This is a genomic window from Daejeonella sp. (genome assembly GCF_036405355.1).
GTDB lineage: Bacteria > Bacteroidota > Bacteroidia > Sphingobacteriales > Sphingobacteriaceae > Daejeonella.
Genome location: NZ_DASWXT010000028.1, coordinates 1 through 17,052 on the forward strand (window position 1 = coordinate 1; position 17,052 = coordinate 17,052).

A 17,052-nucleotide genomic window follows, 5' to 3' on the forward strand; every position below is an offset into this window, starting at 1 on the left:
AATTATCATTTTGAACAGATTCCTCATTGCATTCGGAATGAGGGTCCAAATGGATTATAGCTTTTCCCTTTTAACTTTACACTTTTTTCTTTAGGCTTTAGGCATTAAGCTTTAACAAATGGCCCGGTCCAGATGAACATAACCCCCATCCACATGAATCAATTGCCCCGTGGTATGAGATGATCGCTCTGAAAGTAAAAAAGCAACGGTATCGGCAATTTCTTTCGCAGTGGTCATACGATTTTCGAGGGGAATTTTACTGACAATGTCTTTCAGTTTTTCCTCGGGCTTTGCAAGGGTTTTGATCCAGCTTTCGTACAGGGGAGTCCAGCATTCTGCGACAATTACAGAATTGACCCGAATACTGTGAGGCAATAATTCAACTGCCCACTCGCGGGTTAAGGCATTGCGGGCGCCATTGGCTGCAGCATAGGCGGAAGTGCCTCCCTGACCAGTTTCAGCTGTTTTTGAGCTGATATTTACGATGGCAGCTCCTTTAGATTTTTTAAGTGAAGGCAGGGCATGGTGAGCCAGTAAATAATAATGAATCACATTCTTATGCAAACTTGCTACGAAACCTTCGTAAGAGCCCTTCTCCAAACCAACACTATCATTCACCCCGGCATTATTCACGAGGGAATCGATCCTGCCGAATTTTTCAAGTGTCAATTTAATCACTTTCTCACATTCTTTGGGCATTGTTAACTCAGCAACGATCTGGAAAGCCAGTAATCCTTCAGATTCCAGTTCAGCAAGTAGTTTCAAATTATCAGCCTCATTTCGGCCAATAATAACAGGAATAGCGCCTTCAGCAGCCAAAACCTTCACAATTGCCTCGCCAATGCCCTTGGCACCACCACTGACCAGAATTACTTTATCTTTTAATTTTAAATCCATTATTTATTCTATTTATCAAATCTGATTTAGTAGCGTCATTATGGGATGTCATTGCGAGGAGGAACAACGAAGCAATCCCATGGCATTCAGCAGGAGATTGCTTCGCTATACTCGCAATGACAAAACAGTACGCTCACAATGACCGAACGCTGTACGCGTATTAACACACTCAATGTACTAAAGTTTATAGAATTGTTCTGCATTCTTCCCCCAAACCAATTCCTGCTCCCGGATACTCAATTTACTCAAATATTCCTCCACTAATCCGCAAACCGCATCATATTCCCCTGCCAGTTTGCATACCGGCCAGTCACTGCCAAACATTAGTCGTTCTGCACCAAAAAAGTCGAAAACTTTATCCATGTATGGAAAGATATCTTCCTTTTTCCAGTTTTTCAAATCAGCTTCAGTAATCATACCCGAAAGCTTACAGTAAACATTCTCAAATGAAGCAATCTGCTTCATTTCGGCTTCCCAATTAAGAAAAAGGCCATTTTTTATGTCAGGTTTGGCGAGGTGATCGATCACAAAAGCTTGATTATCCAAATTCCGGATAAATTGCGGGGTGACAGGCAGGTGCCTAGGATAAATGAGAATGTCATAAGTAAAGCCGAAATTCTTTAAAGCCAAAATTCCCCGTTGAAATTCGGCTTTGAGCATAAATTCTACAGGTTCGGCCTGCAGAATATGCCTGAATCCTTTAAGTTTTGGAAATTGGGAATAATATTCGAGCCGTTCATGAATTTTGGGGGAACAAAGATCAACCCAGCCCACAACTCCTTTAATGAAATCATATTCTTCAGCCAGAGCGAGCAGGAAATCAGTTTCGGTCTCCGACTGGTCGGCCTGCACCGCGATGCAGCCCTGTATCCCATTGGCATCAAACAATGGTTTAAGATCAGGAGGAAGGAAGTCATGACGTATGACTTCCATTTCCTCTGTGATCCAGTTATCTCTTATTGGGTCAAATTGCCAAAAGTGCTGATGTGAATCAAGCTTTAGCATAGGCTTTAGCAACCTGTCTTGATTCGCCAAGTCCGTCGATGCCCAGCTCAATCACATCCCCGTCTTTCAGGAAGATCGGCGGCTTGAAACCTAATCCTACACCAGCTGGCGTTCCTGTTGAAATGATATCTCCCGGAAGAAGGGTCATAAAATTGCTCAGGTAAGAAACCAGGAAAGGAATATTGAAGATCAGATCGTCTGTATTACTGTCCTGCATAATTTTACCATTCAGTTTTAACCATAATCTTAATTTATGGGGATCAGCAATCTCGTCTTTAGTCGCTAAAAACGGACCAACCGGGGCAAAAGTGTCGCAGCCTTTACCTTTATCCCAGGTACCACCACGCTCCAACTGCCATTCACGTTCAGAAACGTCATTATGAAGGCAATATCCGGCTACATAATCCATGGCTTCTGCTTCAGAAACATAGCTTGCTTTTTTACCGATCACAAAGGCAAGTTCCACTTCCCAGTCTGATTTTACTGAATTTTTAGGAATAGTAATGTCATCAAAGGGTCCTACTAATGAGGTAGTTGACTTCATAAACAGAATTGGTTCTGCAGGTATTGCCATTCCCGACTCCTCTGCATGCTTCACATAGTTCAGACCAATACAAAGAATTTTGGAAGGACGCGCAACCGGAGAACCAAGACGCTCAGCATCAGCAATTGCATTCAGTTTACCCTCATTTGCTTTCAAAAATGAAGCCAAACGATTCAGCCCGTCGTTTTCAAAAAATGCCTCATTGTAATCTTCACCAAAAGCAGAAGTATCGTACTTTACATCATTGATAATTACTCCTGTTTTTTCCTGTCCGGGTTTCCCCCATCTGATTAATTTCATTTTAGTATTAAATTTTGTTTGGATGCTGCTCTTTGTCTAAACAACAATGAGGCATCCTTATAAATAAAAAAGCCCTTAGGCGTTGCTTGAATTATATAAATTAGCTATTAAGCTTAATAAATCCACCGTCGATCGGATAATCATTTCCGGTTACGAAGCTGGCTTCATCCGAGCATAGGTATAATGCGATTGCTGCAATATCCTCTGGTGTCGCCATTCTTCCAACCGGCTGTGTTTTAGACAGTTTCTCGAACATTTCTTCTTCCTGACCCGGATAGTTTTTGGCAATAAACCCATCCACAAACGGCGTATGCACCCTTGCAGGTGAGATACTGTTGCAGCGGATATTATCAGCAAGGTAATCTTTAGCTACTGAAAGTGTCATTGCATAAACTGCACCTTTACTCATTGAATAGGCAAAGCGATCAGCCACACCCACAATAGCAACGATTGATGCAAGGTTCAGAATAGCACCGCCCCCACTTTTCTTCATCAATGGAATTGCAGCAAAAAGACAATTGTAGGCACCTTTCACATTGACATTATAGATTCTGTCCATATCCGCTTCAGAAGTCGTGTCGGCTCTTCCTACATGTGCAATACCTGCATTGTTAACCAGGATATCGATCTTACCAATACTGTTGAACAGTGATAGCACATCGGCCTGTTTTGATACATCGCAACCATGTGCAGAAGCTGTTCCGCCATTATCTGTGATCTCTTTTACTACTGCAAGACCTGCATCCTGATTCAATTCCACAATCTTAACATTGGCACCCTGGGCTGCAAACACCATTGCGATGCCTTTTCCGATACCACTTCCCCCACCTGTAATTACTGCTGTTTTTCCTTTTAAGCTGAACATATTATTTAAAAATTTGATAAAATTATAATGAAACACCCCGTTTCCATGGGATAAAATCGTCCTGCCCCAATTGCATGGCTTTGGGCTGTTCTTCACCACTCGCAACTCTGATCACATAGTCCAGAATGCGGTGAGCGTTCTCTTTTATGGTCTCCGAACCGTCAATGATTGTTCCGCAGTTAATATCGATAATATCAGGCATTTTCAGAAATGTTTTTGTATTGGTACTCAGCTTGATAACCGGTGTTACCGGATTTCCTGTCGGGGTACCTAAACCAGTTGTAAAAAGCACGATATTGGCACCTGCAGCCACTTCTGCGGTAGTACTTTCTACATCACTTCCCGGGGTGCAGAGGAGATTAAGTCCCATGCTTTTAACCTTTTCAGGATAATCAAGCACAGCAGTTACTGGAGAAGATCCCCCTTTTTTAGCAGCCCCGGCAGATTTCATTGCATCTGTAATCAATCCGTCACGGATATTTCCCGGAGATGGATTGGCATAAAAACCAGATCCATCCGCTACCGCCCTTGCATTGTAGGTCCTCATCAGATGCATAAAACGGGTAGCAGTTTCTTCATCCACACAACGGTCGCTCAACTCCTGTTCCACCCCGCAAAGCTCAGGAAATTCGGAAAGCACAACAGATCCGCCCAATGAAACAAGGATGTCTGAAACATAACCCAGGGCCGGATTTGCAGAAATCCCCGAAAACCCATCAGATCCGCCACACTCCAAACCGATGCATATTTTGGAAATCGGGGCAGGTTTCCGTTCATTTTTGTTCGCTTCAACCAGACCTGCAAAAGTTCTTTTCAAAGCTTCCTGCATCAGATTCGTTTCAGTACCCAGGGCCTGTTGCTCGAGGATAGTCAGGGGCTTACTGAATTGAGGATCGCGTTTTCTGATCTCATTCTGTAAGGTGCCAACTTCCGAATGCTGGCAACCCAGACTCAAAATCGTCGCACCTGCAACATTTGGATGGGTAATATATCCTGCAATGAGTCCGCATAAACTATCCGCATCCAGTTTGATACCTCCACAGCCCATGTCGTGGGTTATAAATTTCACTCCATCAACATTTGGGAATAAACGGGTTCTTTTAGCTTCATTTGGAGTAGCCATCAAATCGGCATTCAGAATTTCTTCCGTTGATTTTCCTGTTTTGTACATGGAGATCAGGCTTTCGACCTCATTTTCATAACTCTTTACCTTCTTATAACCCAATTTTTCATCCAGAGCTTCTTTAAGCACATTCACATTCCGGTTTTCACAAAAAACCAATGGAATGACCAGCCAGAAATTACGTGTTCCTACCGAACCATCGGCACGGTGAAATCCATTAAATATTTTTCCTTCAAAGGCAGAGGTATCAGGCTTATCCCAATGAGACTTGCGCTCACCAAGCACATAATCACTGGAAGCATGATCCACATTCTTCACTGTTATAGCCTCTCCCTGAGCAATATCCTGATTAGCAATACCAACCAGAACCCCATACATGATGATCCGGTCTCCTTTTTTAAAGGATCCTATGGCAAACTTATGCTTCGATTCCACAGCAGTACTGAGTACCAGTGTTTTCCCTCCGAAATCAATTTCTTCACCCTTTGCAAGATCCTGCAGGGCAACCAGAACATTATCCTGGGCATGAATCTGCAGAAACCGGTGCTTTTTTCCCTCTTCGAAATTCGTATTCATTTATAATTATAGTTGAAATATTTTTTCCATTAAAACCCATTTTTCACCAGGCTTTACCCCCGGAATGGCCTGTTGAAAGTTCCACATAAACTCCTCCCATTCCTGGACTTTAGGATCAGCTAAATCAGCCGCAGCTTTCTTCTCAAAACTGAAATTATCATTTACCTCCATAATCATGAACAGACGGTTTGAATAACGGTAGATCGTCATATCCTCAATCCCTGAAGACCGGATACTTTCTATAATTTCCGGCCAGACTTTTCTGTGCCATGATTCATACTCTGCAATGAGTTTCGGATCGTCTTTTAGATCGACTGCAAGGCAATATCTACGCATAGTTTTTAGTTTGAGATTTTATTACTTTATATCCTTTTACTGCAAAAGCAAATATCACACAAAAACAAATTAAACTCACAATCTGCCCATACTGAACCTTCCCGCTCAGGTCTGAAATATAGCCAAAAAACAGCGGCAGAACTGCCCCACCAAAAATTGCCATCACAATTAAACTACTACCATATTGGGTATCGCTTCCTAATCCTTTAATTCCCAATGAGAAAATTGTTGGGAACATAATTGACATAAAGAATGTAATTCCAATAACAGCATAAATCGCTATAAAACCATAGCTGAAGGTGGCTATAAGACAAAGTAAAATACAGATTGCAGAATAAATAGCCAGCAATCGCTCAGAAGCAATAAATTTCATCATAAATACACCAAAAAACCTTCCCACCATAAAAGCCAGTCCGCAGCCCCAGCCCAAATAATCAGCAGCCAGTACATTACTGATACCGGCAACTTCTACCGCATACAAAATAAAAAAGCTGAAAACACAGACCTGAGCCCCTACATAGAAAAACTGAGCTACAACAGCCCATGTCAGGTGCCGATGACGAAGTGCCCGAAACACGTTGAGGCTTTTACTCTCATCCTTATCTTCAACATCTGGAAGACGCAAAAAATAAAAGATAGCTGCAATGACTAGAATTAAACTTCCCAGAATAAAATATGGAACCTTTACTGTAGAGGCCTCAGAAGCCAGAGCAATCTGCCTGGCACTTTCGGTCATTGCCTTAAGTTCCTCATTACTGTATCCTTCTGTTAAAATAAATCTTGCTCCAATGATTGGAGCCATGGTAGCCGCCAATCCGTTAAATGACTGGGCGAAATTAAGTCTGCTGGTCGCTGACTCAGGGTCGCCCAGCAAAGAGACATAGGGATTAGCTGCTGTTTCGAGAATGGTAAGTCCGCATGAGATGATAAACAATGCCCCGAGAAAGAATGAATATTGCTGAGTGTTTGCTGCCGGAATAAATAAGAAAGAACCAATAGCAAATAAGACCAATCCTGATAAAATTCCGGTTTTATACCCATACTTTTTCATCAGTATCCCTGCGGGAATAGCAACAAGCAGATAGGCAATAAAAACTGCAGAATCTACTAAAGATGACTGTAATATATTCAGGCTGAACGATTTCTTTAAATGAGGAATCAATATTGGATCCAGGTTGTGGACAAAACCCCACATAAAGAACAACGAGGTAACCATTATGAAAGGGAAGAAGTATTTGTTCTTTGCCATATAATCCTGTATTAGTATGTCCCGCTGTAAGTGTATTTCCCTTAGTCTGAAAAATATTTTTTTCAGGATGACAGCCGGATTGGCCTGAGGATTACATTACAATAATACTAATTCAGGTGGTTTTATTTTAAAGAGATCCTACCTTTAAGTAAATGTTTTTGAAATATTTGCATTCGGAAAGTTTAGCCCGACACGAATGCTTACACAATCCTATCAAGAGTTGTTGAGGGCCTGCAAAAAAATATCGTTTGAAGAAATATCAGAATTTACCCTATCCTAACCGAGGTCATTGTCAATGAACCCCCTACTGCTTTATCATTAAAAAATGAGACCTCCTCATTCCTCCCCTGAAGGCCTAAATTGTACAGTAAAGGAAGGTAATGTTCTGATGTAGGTATGGCCTTTGAAATATCCGGGCTGATTGTATTAAAATTAATCAATGCCTGATGATTTCCATCGGCAATTAACTGTTTAAACTTATTATTCAGTTCATATGCCCAGTCAAATCCATACTCCGGCTCATTCAAGCGATCCCAGGCTACCATCCTTAAATTGTGAACCATATTACCACTGCCAAGAATCAACACTCCTTTTTTACGTAAAGAATACAGATCCTTTGCGAGATCATAATGGTGTTGCGGACCTTTAGAATAATCTATACTCAATTGAAGCACCGGAACATTTGCTTCAGGATACATATGTCTGACGACGGTCCATGCACCATGGTCAAGTCCCCAATCATGATCCGGTTCAGCATGAACTGAATGTAATAATGATATAGTTTCATTCGCAACCTGAATACTTCCAGGTGCTGGGTATTGAACATCGAACAATGCCTGTGGAAATCCCCCAAAATCATGGATCGTTGGTGGGAAATCCATTGCTGTAACTTTCGTTCCATTGCTTAGCCAATGAGCCGAAATTACCAGCACAGCTGCCGGCCGGGGAATTTCACGGGCCAGCTGTTTCCAATGGTCTGAAAACTCATTGTCTTCAATTCCATTCATAGGAGAACCATGACCGACAAAAAGTACGGGCATCAGATATCCGTCTTCTTTTAAATCACTGGTAAATCTGTTGAATTTGCTGAGATCTGACATGTCTTAGTATTTGATTATCAGATACAAAAATAGCACCTGAAAGTCCAGATGCTATTGATATAAGTTAAAAAAGGGCCTTGATTTGCATCAAGATTTTGCTTTTTACTGAGGTCTTTTGAAGAGTCCGCCCATTACAGCTTTACCGAGGATATGTCCCTGAATGGTCTGCATTACTTTAGCTCTGGTATCGAAGGGGTCATTATTTACAGCCGGAAAATCAAGTGTGATATCAAGAGCAAGAATTTCAAACATATAATGGTGCAGAGGACCACTTGCTGCGGCTCCGGGACCACGGTAAACCGGGCCAGTCACGCTTATCTGATAACTGCCATCCGGTAATTTTGCTCCTCTTGGAAGTCCTTCTGGAAAACCTGTTGAACTTGCAGGAATATTCCAGACCAGCCAGTGAACCTGATCATCAGTAGTTTTATTCCGTACAAAATCCAGATCATGCATATGAAGCAATAAGCTCTTTGTACCGGCAGGTACATTTCCCCATGATAATGCAGGCGAAGTACCCTCTCCAGGTGCTGCTCCGGGAGCAGCCTGACTGAATTTTACAGGTATGATAGTCCCGTCAGCAAAAGCATTCGTGCTAAGGGTCATTGGTGCCGGAGTAGTTTGTGCATTGCTTAAAAAAGCAGCACTCATCACTAGTGCAGAGATTAAAAATATCTTTTTCATGTTCGGTTTATGTTTAAAATAACATGAGCAAATTAGTAATTATATTGATTCCTTCCTCCCAAAGCATGTAAAATAAAGGATATGAAGTTGATTGGTCTCAGAAATTGGAATAGAGAAGAAAATAGGCTAATCCGGTAAGAAATATTGCACAAAACCCAAAGAACGCGGTTTTACGCAGTTCAACACTTCCAATACTGAGTACAATCATGAACTTGACCAGAGTATTGGAGAGGGCAGCTATTAAAATTGTATTGATAGCAATAGCAGAATCCCCTCCGGATTTAGCCATTTTAGCCATAGAAAGGGTAATTGCATCCACATCGGTGATCCCAGAAATTGCTCCGGCAATATAGGTTCCATTATCCCCGAAATTTTCACCGGCATATTTTACAAGCCATTGAATCGCAGCATATAACAATGCAAACTTAATGGCGGTAGCAAGATCAAGAGGGTTTTTGAGGATGATTCCATCACTGCCCGGCTTACCCTTCCTGAATGTATAAATTAAAAAAGCAGAACCAAAACCTGCTGTTGAAATGATCAGTATAGGGACCCACAATTCCAAAAAAAGGTCCCAATTAATCACGTAAACCTCAAAAAGAACCCTTGGGAACATGATTGTACAGGCAGAGATTATACCCATAGCATAATAAAAGGATGAGTTTACTGATGCAGCTTCTTTACTCTTCCGGGAAAAGGTCAGAGCCACCGAAGTACTCGAAACCAGCCCCCCTACAAGGCCAGCGATGATGGTGCCCCTATCCCCCATAAATTTGGCAATCATATAACCCACCAGGCTTGTACCTGCAACCAGAACCACCATTTGCCAGATTTCTTTCAGATTCCATAAATCATAAGGTCCAAAATTATCATCCGGAAGAAAAGGAATCACCAGGGCCGACATTACGACAAACAAAATTATGGCAAGTAATTCCTGACGTTTGAGTTTCTCTACAAAGAGGTGCAAAGTTGGCCTGAAAGTCAATAGAAGAAGCATTACCACCATAACTATGAGTGCGAATAACACCATACCAAGAAACACCAATCCGCCTAACATGAACGTAATCAGTAGCGCAAATTCAGATGTTGCACCCGTATTACTGGGCAGTTTGGATAATTGGATATAGGATATTATCACAAATGCAAAAACACAAACCAGAGTTGCACCAAAGATCCATGTTCCAATCAGAGATGAAAGTATTGCAGCTATAAACCCAAACATAGAAACCATGGTAAAGGTTCTTATTCCGGCAAATTGCTCCACATGCTCCTGAGCTTCCTTTGAAAATTGCCGCTCCATGCCGATCAGAAAACCCATACCAATACTTATAACCAGACCTAAAAGATGATCCATATTTACATCAGAAAGCTTTGCTGCTTCAAATTCCATTTTGGGATTTTAAATTTTAAACTAAGATAGTCATCTCATTTTAATTGATAGTTGACAGTTGACAGTTGATAATTTAAAATCACTCTCAATTCTCCACCCGATAGCTATCGGGTCTCAATTCACTGGTTCGTTTTACCGATACTATCCTGAATGTACGGAGCCCGGTTGGCATTTCCCAATCGACTTCAATGCCCGGACGATAGCCTAATAGTGCCACTCCAATTGGTGCCAGAATAGAAAGCTTATTGGTTTTATAATCTGCTTTATTGGGACTCACCAGATTGAAATTATATTTCTGTCCGCTTTCAGTATCCTCAATCTCAACATAAGAATTTTCGGAAACAACATCCTCGGGCATTTCATCAGACTTGAGCACTCTGGCAGTTTTCAACTCCAGACTAAGTTTCTTTTTATTAAATTCTGAGAGTTTGGTACTCAGATTAAGGTGATTTTGCAAAAGTTCAAAATCATTTTTCGATAAGATCAATTGAGCTATTTTCATATGCTGATTTTTTTTAAGATGTATATTAATTATTTATTAGGATGATGGATTTTTTATTTCCGGAACGACTCAATTCTTAAATTCAAATCCAAAAACAGCAAAAATGTCTATTCCTAAAAGACAATAGCGCTGATTCCTCAGAAAATTTATAATGAAAATAAAAATGGAATGACCAGAAGGCCCCAAACCTGTTAAATAGGCCGGGGCTTAATTAATAAAGTCCTTACTGCTTACCTGGAAAGAATATCCGATAGGAAAATTGAAACGGTTCAATATGGCAGAGGAAATAAAAGCCACCTGCATTCTGTTTGCAAGGCTCTTTAATATTTTCCTGAAATTTGATACCAATTGTTTCATTATAGCATTGAGCTGATCAAACAAAGATACGGCTAAATTGGCAATTAAAGAAGAAAACCGCCTTACATGTACCCCGCTGCCTGTCAACAACAGGTATCTAAATGTTTCCGGGAATCCATTAAAACCAAAATTTACACTGATTAATTCAAAGCAAAGGCCACATAACTATCTCCCTTGTTCATTCCCAGTTTAGTTCCGCCGCAGGCGATTACTACATACTGCTTGCCATTGACCATATAGGTTGATGGTGTTGCAAAACCTGAAGCGGGCAAGGGATGTTCCCAAAGTAGTTTACCCGTCTTTTTATCAAATGCCCTGAAAGTATTGTCTTTAGTAGCAGCAATAAATAACAAACCTCCGGCTGTAACGAGCGGGCCACCATAATTTTCAGTACCTGTTACAGGAATACCTTTCTTAGTCAGTTCTTTAATTTCACCTAAAGGGATTTGCCAGACTTGCTGGCCGGTATTCAAATCAATTGCACTAAGAGTTCCCCATGGCGGACTAATGGCCGGATAGCCCTTTTCATCCAGAAACTTATTGTATCCGTTGAAGCGGTATGGTACATCCGGATACTCATCTTTAGCCACAAGATTTAGTTCTTCCTTCTCTTCACCAAAAATATAAGAGATAATAGATTGCTTCTCTGCATCACTGATCTGGCTAAATCCAGGCATCATACCTTTGCCGTTTGTGATCAGGCTTGTTGTTACTGAGCGACCCAGACGTTCCCTGATTCCAATCAAAGCCGGATAACCGCTCTGAGGATTACCCGAAAAATCGGAACGATGGCAGGATTGACAATGATTCAGATACAAAGATTTACCCGAACTCAGTTTCTTCGTTTTTGCTTCATTTTTAGGACTGAGACTAAATAACCAGGCCATTTCATTGGAATTGACATAAATAATACCTTCTTTATCAACCGCAGCCCCTCCCCACTCTGCCGCACCATCCGGGCCAGGGAAGATCAGCGTCTGCCGGAAATCAAGTGGTTCAAAAGCTCCCAGTTTTGCCTGTCTGAAAACAGTTAAAAGCGAATCCCTTTTCCCCGAAAAGTGAGTGATATCATCTTCGGTCAATGTTTGCCTGGCAAACGGCTTTGGCATACGCGGAACAGGCTGTGTTGGCCATGTTTTTTCTCCCGGAAGGGTAGATTGCGGTACAGGAACCTCATCAATTGGGAAAATCGGCTCTCCGGTAACACGGTCAAAAACAAAAATATGACCTGATTTAGTCACCTGAGCTACAGCATCAACACTTTTACCATTCCTGTTTATTGTGATCAAATTCGGGGGAGCCGGAAGATCCCTGTCCCAAATATCATGGTGAACGGTTTGGAAATGCCAGATATATTTCCCTGTTCTTGCATTCAAGGCGATCAATGAATTCGCATACAGGTTTTTACCCTCACGGTTACCTCCATAAAAATCAAATGAAGCTGAACCTGTTGGAACATAAAGAATTCCACGTTTCCGGTCGACAGCCATCCCGGCCCAATTGTTTGCGGCACCTATCGCCGGATTTTTGTAAGCATCCGCCGGCCAGGTTTCGTATCCGGGTTCACCGGGATGAGGAATTGTTTTAAATACCCAGGCAAGTTTCCCGGTTCTTATATTAAATGCCTGTATATATCCTGGAGCTGACCCAGTGCCTTCACCTAACCTCATGGGCATGATAATCAGGTCACCAAAGATTGTCCCGGGGGTGGTAGATGACACGAATTTAGTCGCAGATTCTTCTCCAAGCCCGCTTTTCAAACTGACTCTGCCCCCATCTCCAAATGAAAGAATCGGTTTGCCAGTTATCGCATTTACAGCGTAAAGCCAGGTTTGAAATGCAAACATAATTCGCTTGTCTTTCCCTTTAGACCAGTAAGCCACACCCCTGTTCACATTCGATGCACCTTTACTTTCAGGAGAAAATCGCCATAATTCCTGTCCGGTAGCTGCATTTAGCGCAAACAAATGATTTGAAGCAGTAACTGCATACAAACGATTTTCAATTATGATAGGGTTACATTGTACCTGACCTGAATCTCCTGTATGAAATTCCCAAACCGGCTTCAGAGACTTTATATTGGCTGTATTGATCTTTGAAAGTGATGAATAGTGATTTCTGTCGGCACCTCCCAAATATTCAGGCCAGTCGCTTTGCAAAGGCTTAGCCAAATACCCGCGAAAACTTAAGAGCAGAAGGCAAATGCCCGAAACTGCGGCAATCCTGAACAGGAGATTCTTCATTAGGATTCTATTAGATCAGATATTTAAGACCAGAATTTATCCCATTAAATTATAAAAATTTATCAGAAATCCGGTTTTACAGCCCGTATAAATTTCTGATCTGGCATCAGGGAGAACCAGAAAAAGTCCTGCCCGAGACAATTTATTTTTTTGGATAAACCAGAAGAGGCACTGATGAATTTAATGAATATTCTGCAGTACTGCTTGATAGGAACAGTTTCTGGAAAAATCCCTGGCTCTGATCAGTAAACATCACCAGAATAGAAGGCTTATGTTTTTTGATCACAGCCTGCAGGTTTACAACCAGGTTATAAAGCAGATTAATATTTTCAAGACTGTACTTGATATGTGATTTAGGAAATTTGCGGATGACATTCTCAATCACTTTCGAATTAAAAACAATATCAGAGGGGTAATTCAGATGAAGCAATTCAATTTCTGCTCCCAGGGGATTTGCAAATTCAACAACCTGTTTCATCTCCTTTTCCAGATCCGAAAGGTCTGTAGCATATAAAACTGATTTAATTCTGGTATGCTTATATGTGTTCGGAACAGCAATTACAGGTACCTTAGACTGAAGTATCAGGTTGGATGTATTGGTTCCAAAAATCTTTTTCACTTTGCCTCCACCTCTTCTGCTGATGCAAATAAAATCAAACTTTTTGTCACTTGCATATTTCATAATATTAGCATCTGTTATGAAAGAACTGCTGATCACGTGATTTATTTTACCGGGAACAGCACCCATTCCAGCATATACCGCTGCTACAAATTTCTCAAGCTTAGCTTTAATCTTCGTGGCTTCATGATTTTCATAACTGGTAAACGTCTTTTCACCCCACGAAGTGGGCTTCATTATATAGTAGGAATGAAAAAATGTTAATTCACATTCCTGCTGTGAAGCCATTTGTATAGCAAAGCGCATCCCTGCTTTGGAATTTGAGGAGAAATCAGTTGTAACAAGAATCTTTTTCATATGAGCGAATTGATATTATTCTGAATTAATTCTATCGAAACAACATTAATCATACCGATAATTGATATCTCGAAAGTTTATAACAGGCTTTACTTCCTGATTTTATAAAAAGCTAAGTTAGGAATTTGAAAATTGAAGTAAATGACCATCCTCAGATAAGCCAATGACAATGATCACATTATTAAATTTACAAACCCTCATATTTGTGTTTTATCATTTTTCCTTTTGCTGATGAGATTGGTGATAACTTATCCATATTGATAAAATTTTTAAATGAAAATGACTAATTTATCAACAGAAATTTAACGCTAAAATTATCAAACTTGTCAAACAATCCATTCCCATTTAAAGGACTAAGCAGTGAAGAAGTAAGTGCAAGAAAAAAAGATGATATACACAAGGATTCAGAACATAGCGAATTCCTTATTATACTGAAAGAAACGGTTCTTGAACCCATATTCATCTTATTGATTGCTTCGGCCGCAGTCTACCTGCTTCTTGGAGAGTTTTCAGAAGCGATCTTTCTGATGTCAGCCGTCATCCTTGTTTCTGCGATTTCATTCTTCCAGACCTACCGAAGCCGCAAAGCATTATCCCTGCTTGAGGTACTGACAGCAACAAAGACAAAAGTAATCCGTGATGACGAAGTAAAAGAAATCAGGTCTGAGGAAATTGTGAACGGGGACTTTCTCATATCAGAAGAAGGCTCTCTGCTGGCCGCCGACGGAATTATTGTTCATTGCAATGATTTTGCGGTGAATGAAGCGATGCTTACCGGAGAATCCTTAGCGGTTAGTAAGAACACAAATAAAGATAATAATAAAGTCTTTCAGGGCACAGTGGCTGTATCAGGACTTGCGGTATATCAAGTAACAGCAACAGGCGCCGAAAGCCGGGCAGCTCAACTGGCAGCCCTTGCAAAAACCATCAAGACAGAAAAACCGCCTTTATACAAACAGATCCTGAGTTTTGTCAAATCAATGACGTTGGTCGGGCTCGTCTGTTTTTTACTTGTCCTTGGAATCAATTTTTACCAGACTAATCAATTTCTGGAAAGTCTGTTAAGCGCATTAACATTAGCTATGTCAATCCTGCCGGAAGAGATCCCGGTTGCTTTTACAACATTCATGGCCCTTGGTGCATGGAAATTATCAAAAACCGGCATATTGGTCAAAGGTCTTAATACAGTAGAAACACTGGGTGCCTCCACTGTAATTTGTATTGATAAAACCGGCACGATTACTGAAAACCGGATGGAACTGACAGCCGTTTACATTTACAAAACAGATGAAATTTTAACTGACAAAGATCTGAGTGAACAGAAATCACTGAATGAAGCGGCAGAATTTGGCATGTGGGCATCTGAACCGGTTCCTTTCGACCCTATGGAGATCGCTTTACATGAATTTTATAAAGAGCATGTCAAAACTGACGAAAGACCCAAATACAAAATGATTCATGAATACCCGCTCGGAGGACAACCTCCAATGATGACCCATTTGTTTGAGAATAAGGATGGGAACCGCATCATAGCAGCAAAAGGTGCACCTGAGCAAATCATGGAGATATCAGGGCTGAAAAAGGCTGAAAAAGAAAAGATCAAAAAGAAAACTGAAGAACTTGCTCTAAAAGGATACAGAATACTGGGAGTAGCACGGACGCAGTTCGAAGGCGATTCGTTCCCTGAAAATCAACAGGATTTCGAATTTACTTTTATTGGCCTGCTTGCATTTTATGATCCTCCAAAGCATAACATCGAAAATGTTTTTAAGCAATTCTACAATGCAGGAATTTTGGTTAAAATTATTACGGGCGACAATGCATTGACAACATCTACAATTGCGAAACAATGTGGGTTCAGGGATGCAGAAAATACACTTGAAGGAAAAGACCTGATCAATATGAGTGATGAGGAAGTTCTGAAGGCGGCTGACACCTGTAATATTTTTACAAGAATGTTTCCAGAAGCGAAACTCAGGATTATTGATGCGCTGAAACAGAAAGGTCATGTAGTTGCAATGACTGGAGATGGCGTGAACGACAGTTTAGCCCTGAAATCGGCTCATATCGGTATAGCTATGGGCAAAAAGGGTTCAGAAGTTGCCCGGCAGGCTTCTTCCCTTATCCTGGTCGATGATGATCTCTCCCATATGGTCGAAGCGATCGCCATTGGAAGAAGAATTTATGAAAACCTTAAAAAAGCTATTCAGTATATCATTTCTATCCATATCCCAATCATTCTTATCGTTACTGTTCCTTTATTATTATTCTGGAAATACACCAATATCTTTACACCTGTTCATGTAATCTTTCTGGAACTGATCATGGGGCCAACCTGCTCTATAATTTTTGAAAATGAGCCTATTGAACCCGATTCGATGAACAAAGCTCCACGAAAACTCAGCACCAGTTTTTTCTCATTTAATGAGCTATCAATGAGCATTATACAAGGGCTTGTCATTACAGGGGCTTGCCTTGGCCTTGGTTATTATTACATGGAAAATGATCATACTATAACTGAGGTGAGGACCATAATATACAGTACTTTAATACTGAGCAATATTTTCCTTACCCTCTCCAACAGGTCATTTTATTATTCTGTTCTGACAACTATACAATACAAAAACATCCTGATTCCTTTGATACTAAGTGTTTCATTGATCATTCTGCTGCTTTCAATCTATTTTACCACATTCCAGAATATATTTCAGTTTGTGCCGCTTCAGGCCTTTGATTTTAGTTATTGTCTGCTTGCAGCATTTGCAGGTGTAATGTGGATAGAAATAGTTAAATTTATAAAGAGAAGAATGCAAGTGCAGGCTGTTTAATAATAATACTAATACACAGATAAAATTAGTGATACCGATCACGCAATAGTATAATCGGAGTCATTTCAAAGCAAAGA

General features: G+C 40.8%; 14 protein-coding genes. 1 reads left to right on the plus strand and 13 read right to left on the minus strand.

Annotated features, from left to right (window positions below):
• Positions 1-111: 111 nt before the first annotated feature.
• The 13 genes from VGE44_RS03130 to VGE44_RS03190 all read right to left on the minus strand — a co-directional run bounded on the left by VGE44_RS03130 (position 112) and on the right by VGE44_RS03190 (position 14,147).
• Positions 112-897 carry an SDR family oxidoreductase gene (locus VGE44_RS03130; RefSeq protein WP_331076300.1) on the minus strand — a complete coding sequence of 262 codons (786 nt, stop codon included), beginning with the start codon at positions 895-897 and terminating at the stop codon, positions 112-114.
• A 177-nt stretch (positions 898-1,074) separates the two neighbouring features.
• Positions 1,075-1,902, minus strand: coding sequence for an amidohydrolase family protein (locus tag VGE44_RS03135; protein WP_331076301.1), 828 nt, complete (start codon positions 1,900-1,902; stop codon positions 1,075-1,077).
• Positions 1,889-2,746 (minus strand): fumarylacetoacetate hydrolase family protein, encoded by an 858-nt coding sequence (locus tag VGE44_RS03140; RefSeq protein ID WP_331076302.1) that lies wholly within the window; start codon positions 2,744-2,746, stop codon positions 1,889-1,891. Before VGE44_RS03140 ends, VGE44_RS03135 begins: the two co-directional genes overlap by 14 nt.
• A gap of 100 nt (positions 2,747-2,846) precedes the next feature.
• Entirely contained in the window at positions 2,847-3,611 is a 765-nt protein-coding gene (locus tag VGE44_RS03145) for a glucose 1-dehydrogenase (protein WP_331076303.1), read from the minus strand.
• Positions 3,612-3,633: 22 nt separating this feature from the next.
• Positions 3,634-5,310 (minus strand): altronate dehydratase family protein, encoded by a 1,677-nt coding sequence (locus VGE44_RS03150; RefSeq protein ID WP_331076304.1) that lies wholly within the window; start codon positions 5,308-5,310, stop codon positions 3,634-3,636.
• A gap of 6 nt (positions 5,311-5,316) precedes the next feature.
• The gene (locus tag VGE44_RS03155; RefSeq protein ID WP_331076305.1) at positions 5,317-5,646 is read right to left on the minus strand and encodes an L-rhamnose mutarotase; all 330 of its coding nucleotides are present in this window, start codon (positions 5,644-5,646) and stop codon (positions 5,317-5,319) included.
• The gene (gene fucP, locus VGE44_RS03160; protein ID WP_331076306.1) at positions 5,639-6,895 is read right to left on the minus strand and encodes an L-fucose:H+ symporter permease; all 1,257 of its coding nucleotides are present in this window, start codon (positions 6,893-6,895) and stop codon (positions 5,639-5,641) included. Before fucP ends, VGE44_RS03155 begins: the two co-directional genes overlap by 8 nt.
• A 266-nt stretch (positions 6,896-7,161) precedes the next feature.
• A complete protein-coding gene (gene ygiD / locus VGE44_RS03165) occupies positions 7,162-7,995 on the minus strand; it encodes a 4,5-DOPA dioxygenase extradiol (RefSeq protein ID WP_331076307.1) in 834 nt (277 codons plus the stop codon).
• Between the two features lie 102 nt (positions 7,996-8,097).
• Positions 8,098-8,679, minus strand: a complete 582-nt coding sequence (locus tag VGE44_RS03170) for a YbhB/YbcL family Raf kinase inhibitor-like protein (RefSeq protein WP_331076308.1) — start codon at positions 8,677-8,679, stop codon at positions 8,098-8,100.
• Between the two features lie 97 nt (positions 8,680-8,776).
• On the minus strand, positions 8,777-10,069 hold the full coding sequence (locus VGE44_RS03175; protein WP_331076309.1) for an MgtC/SapB family protein: 1,293 nt from the start codon (positions 10,067-10,069) through the stop codon (positions 8,777-8,779).
• Positions 10,070-10,154: 85 nt separating this feature from the next.
• Positions 10,155-10,571, minus strand: coding sequence for a GreA/GreB family elongation factor (locus VGE44_RS03180; protein WP_331076310.1), 417 nt, complete (start codon positions 10,569-10,571; stop codon positions 10,155-10,157).
• A gap of 497 nt (positions 10,572-11,068) precedes the next feature.
• Positions 11,069-13,171 carry a PQQ-binding-like beta-propeller repeat protein gene (locus tag VGE44_RS03185; RefSeq protein WP_331076311.1) on the minus strand — a complete coding sequence of 701 codons (2,103 nt, stop codon included), beginning with the start codon at positions 13,169-13,171 and terminating at the stop codon, positions 11,069-11,071.
• Between the two features lie 142 nt (positions 13,172-13,313).
• Complete coding sequence (locus tag VGE44_RS03190) at positions 13,314-14,147, minus strand: universal stress protein (RefSeq protein WP_331076312.1); 834 nt, start codon at positions 14,145-14,147, stop codon at positions 13,314-13,316.
• 323 nt (positions 14,148-14,470) lie between these two features.
• Here VGE44_RS03190 and VGE44_RS03195 point away from each other — a divergent pair, with 323 nt between their 5' ends.
• Positions 14,471-16,975 (plus strand): cation-translocating P-type ATPase, encoded by a 2,505-nt coding sequence (locus VGE44_RS03195; RefSeq protein ID WP_331076313.1) that lies wholly within the window; start codon positions 14,471-14,473, stop codon positions 16,973-16,975.
• The last annotated feature ends 77 nt before the right edge of the window (positions 16,976-17,052 follow it).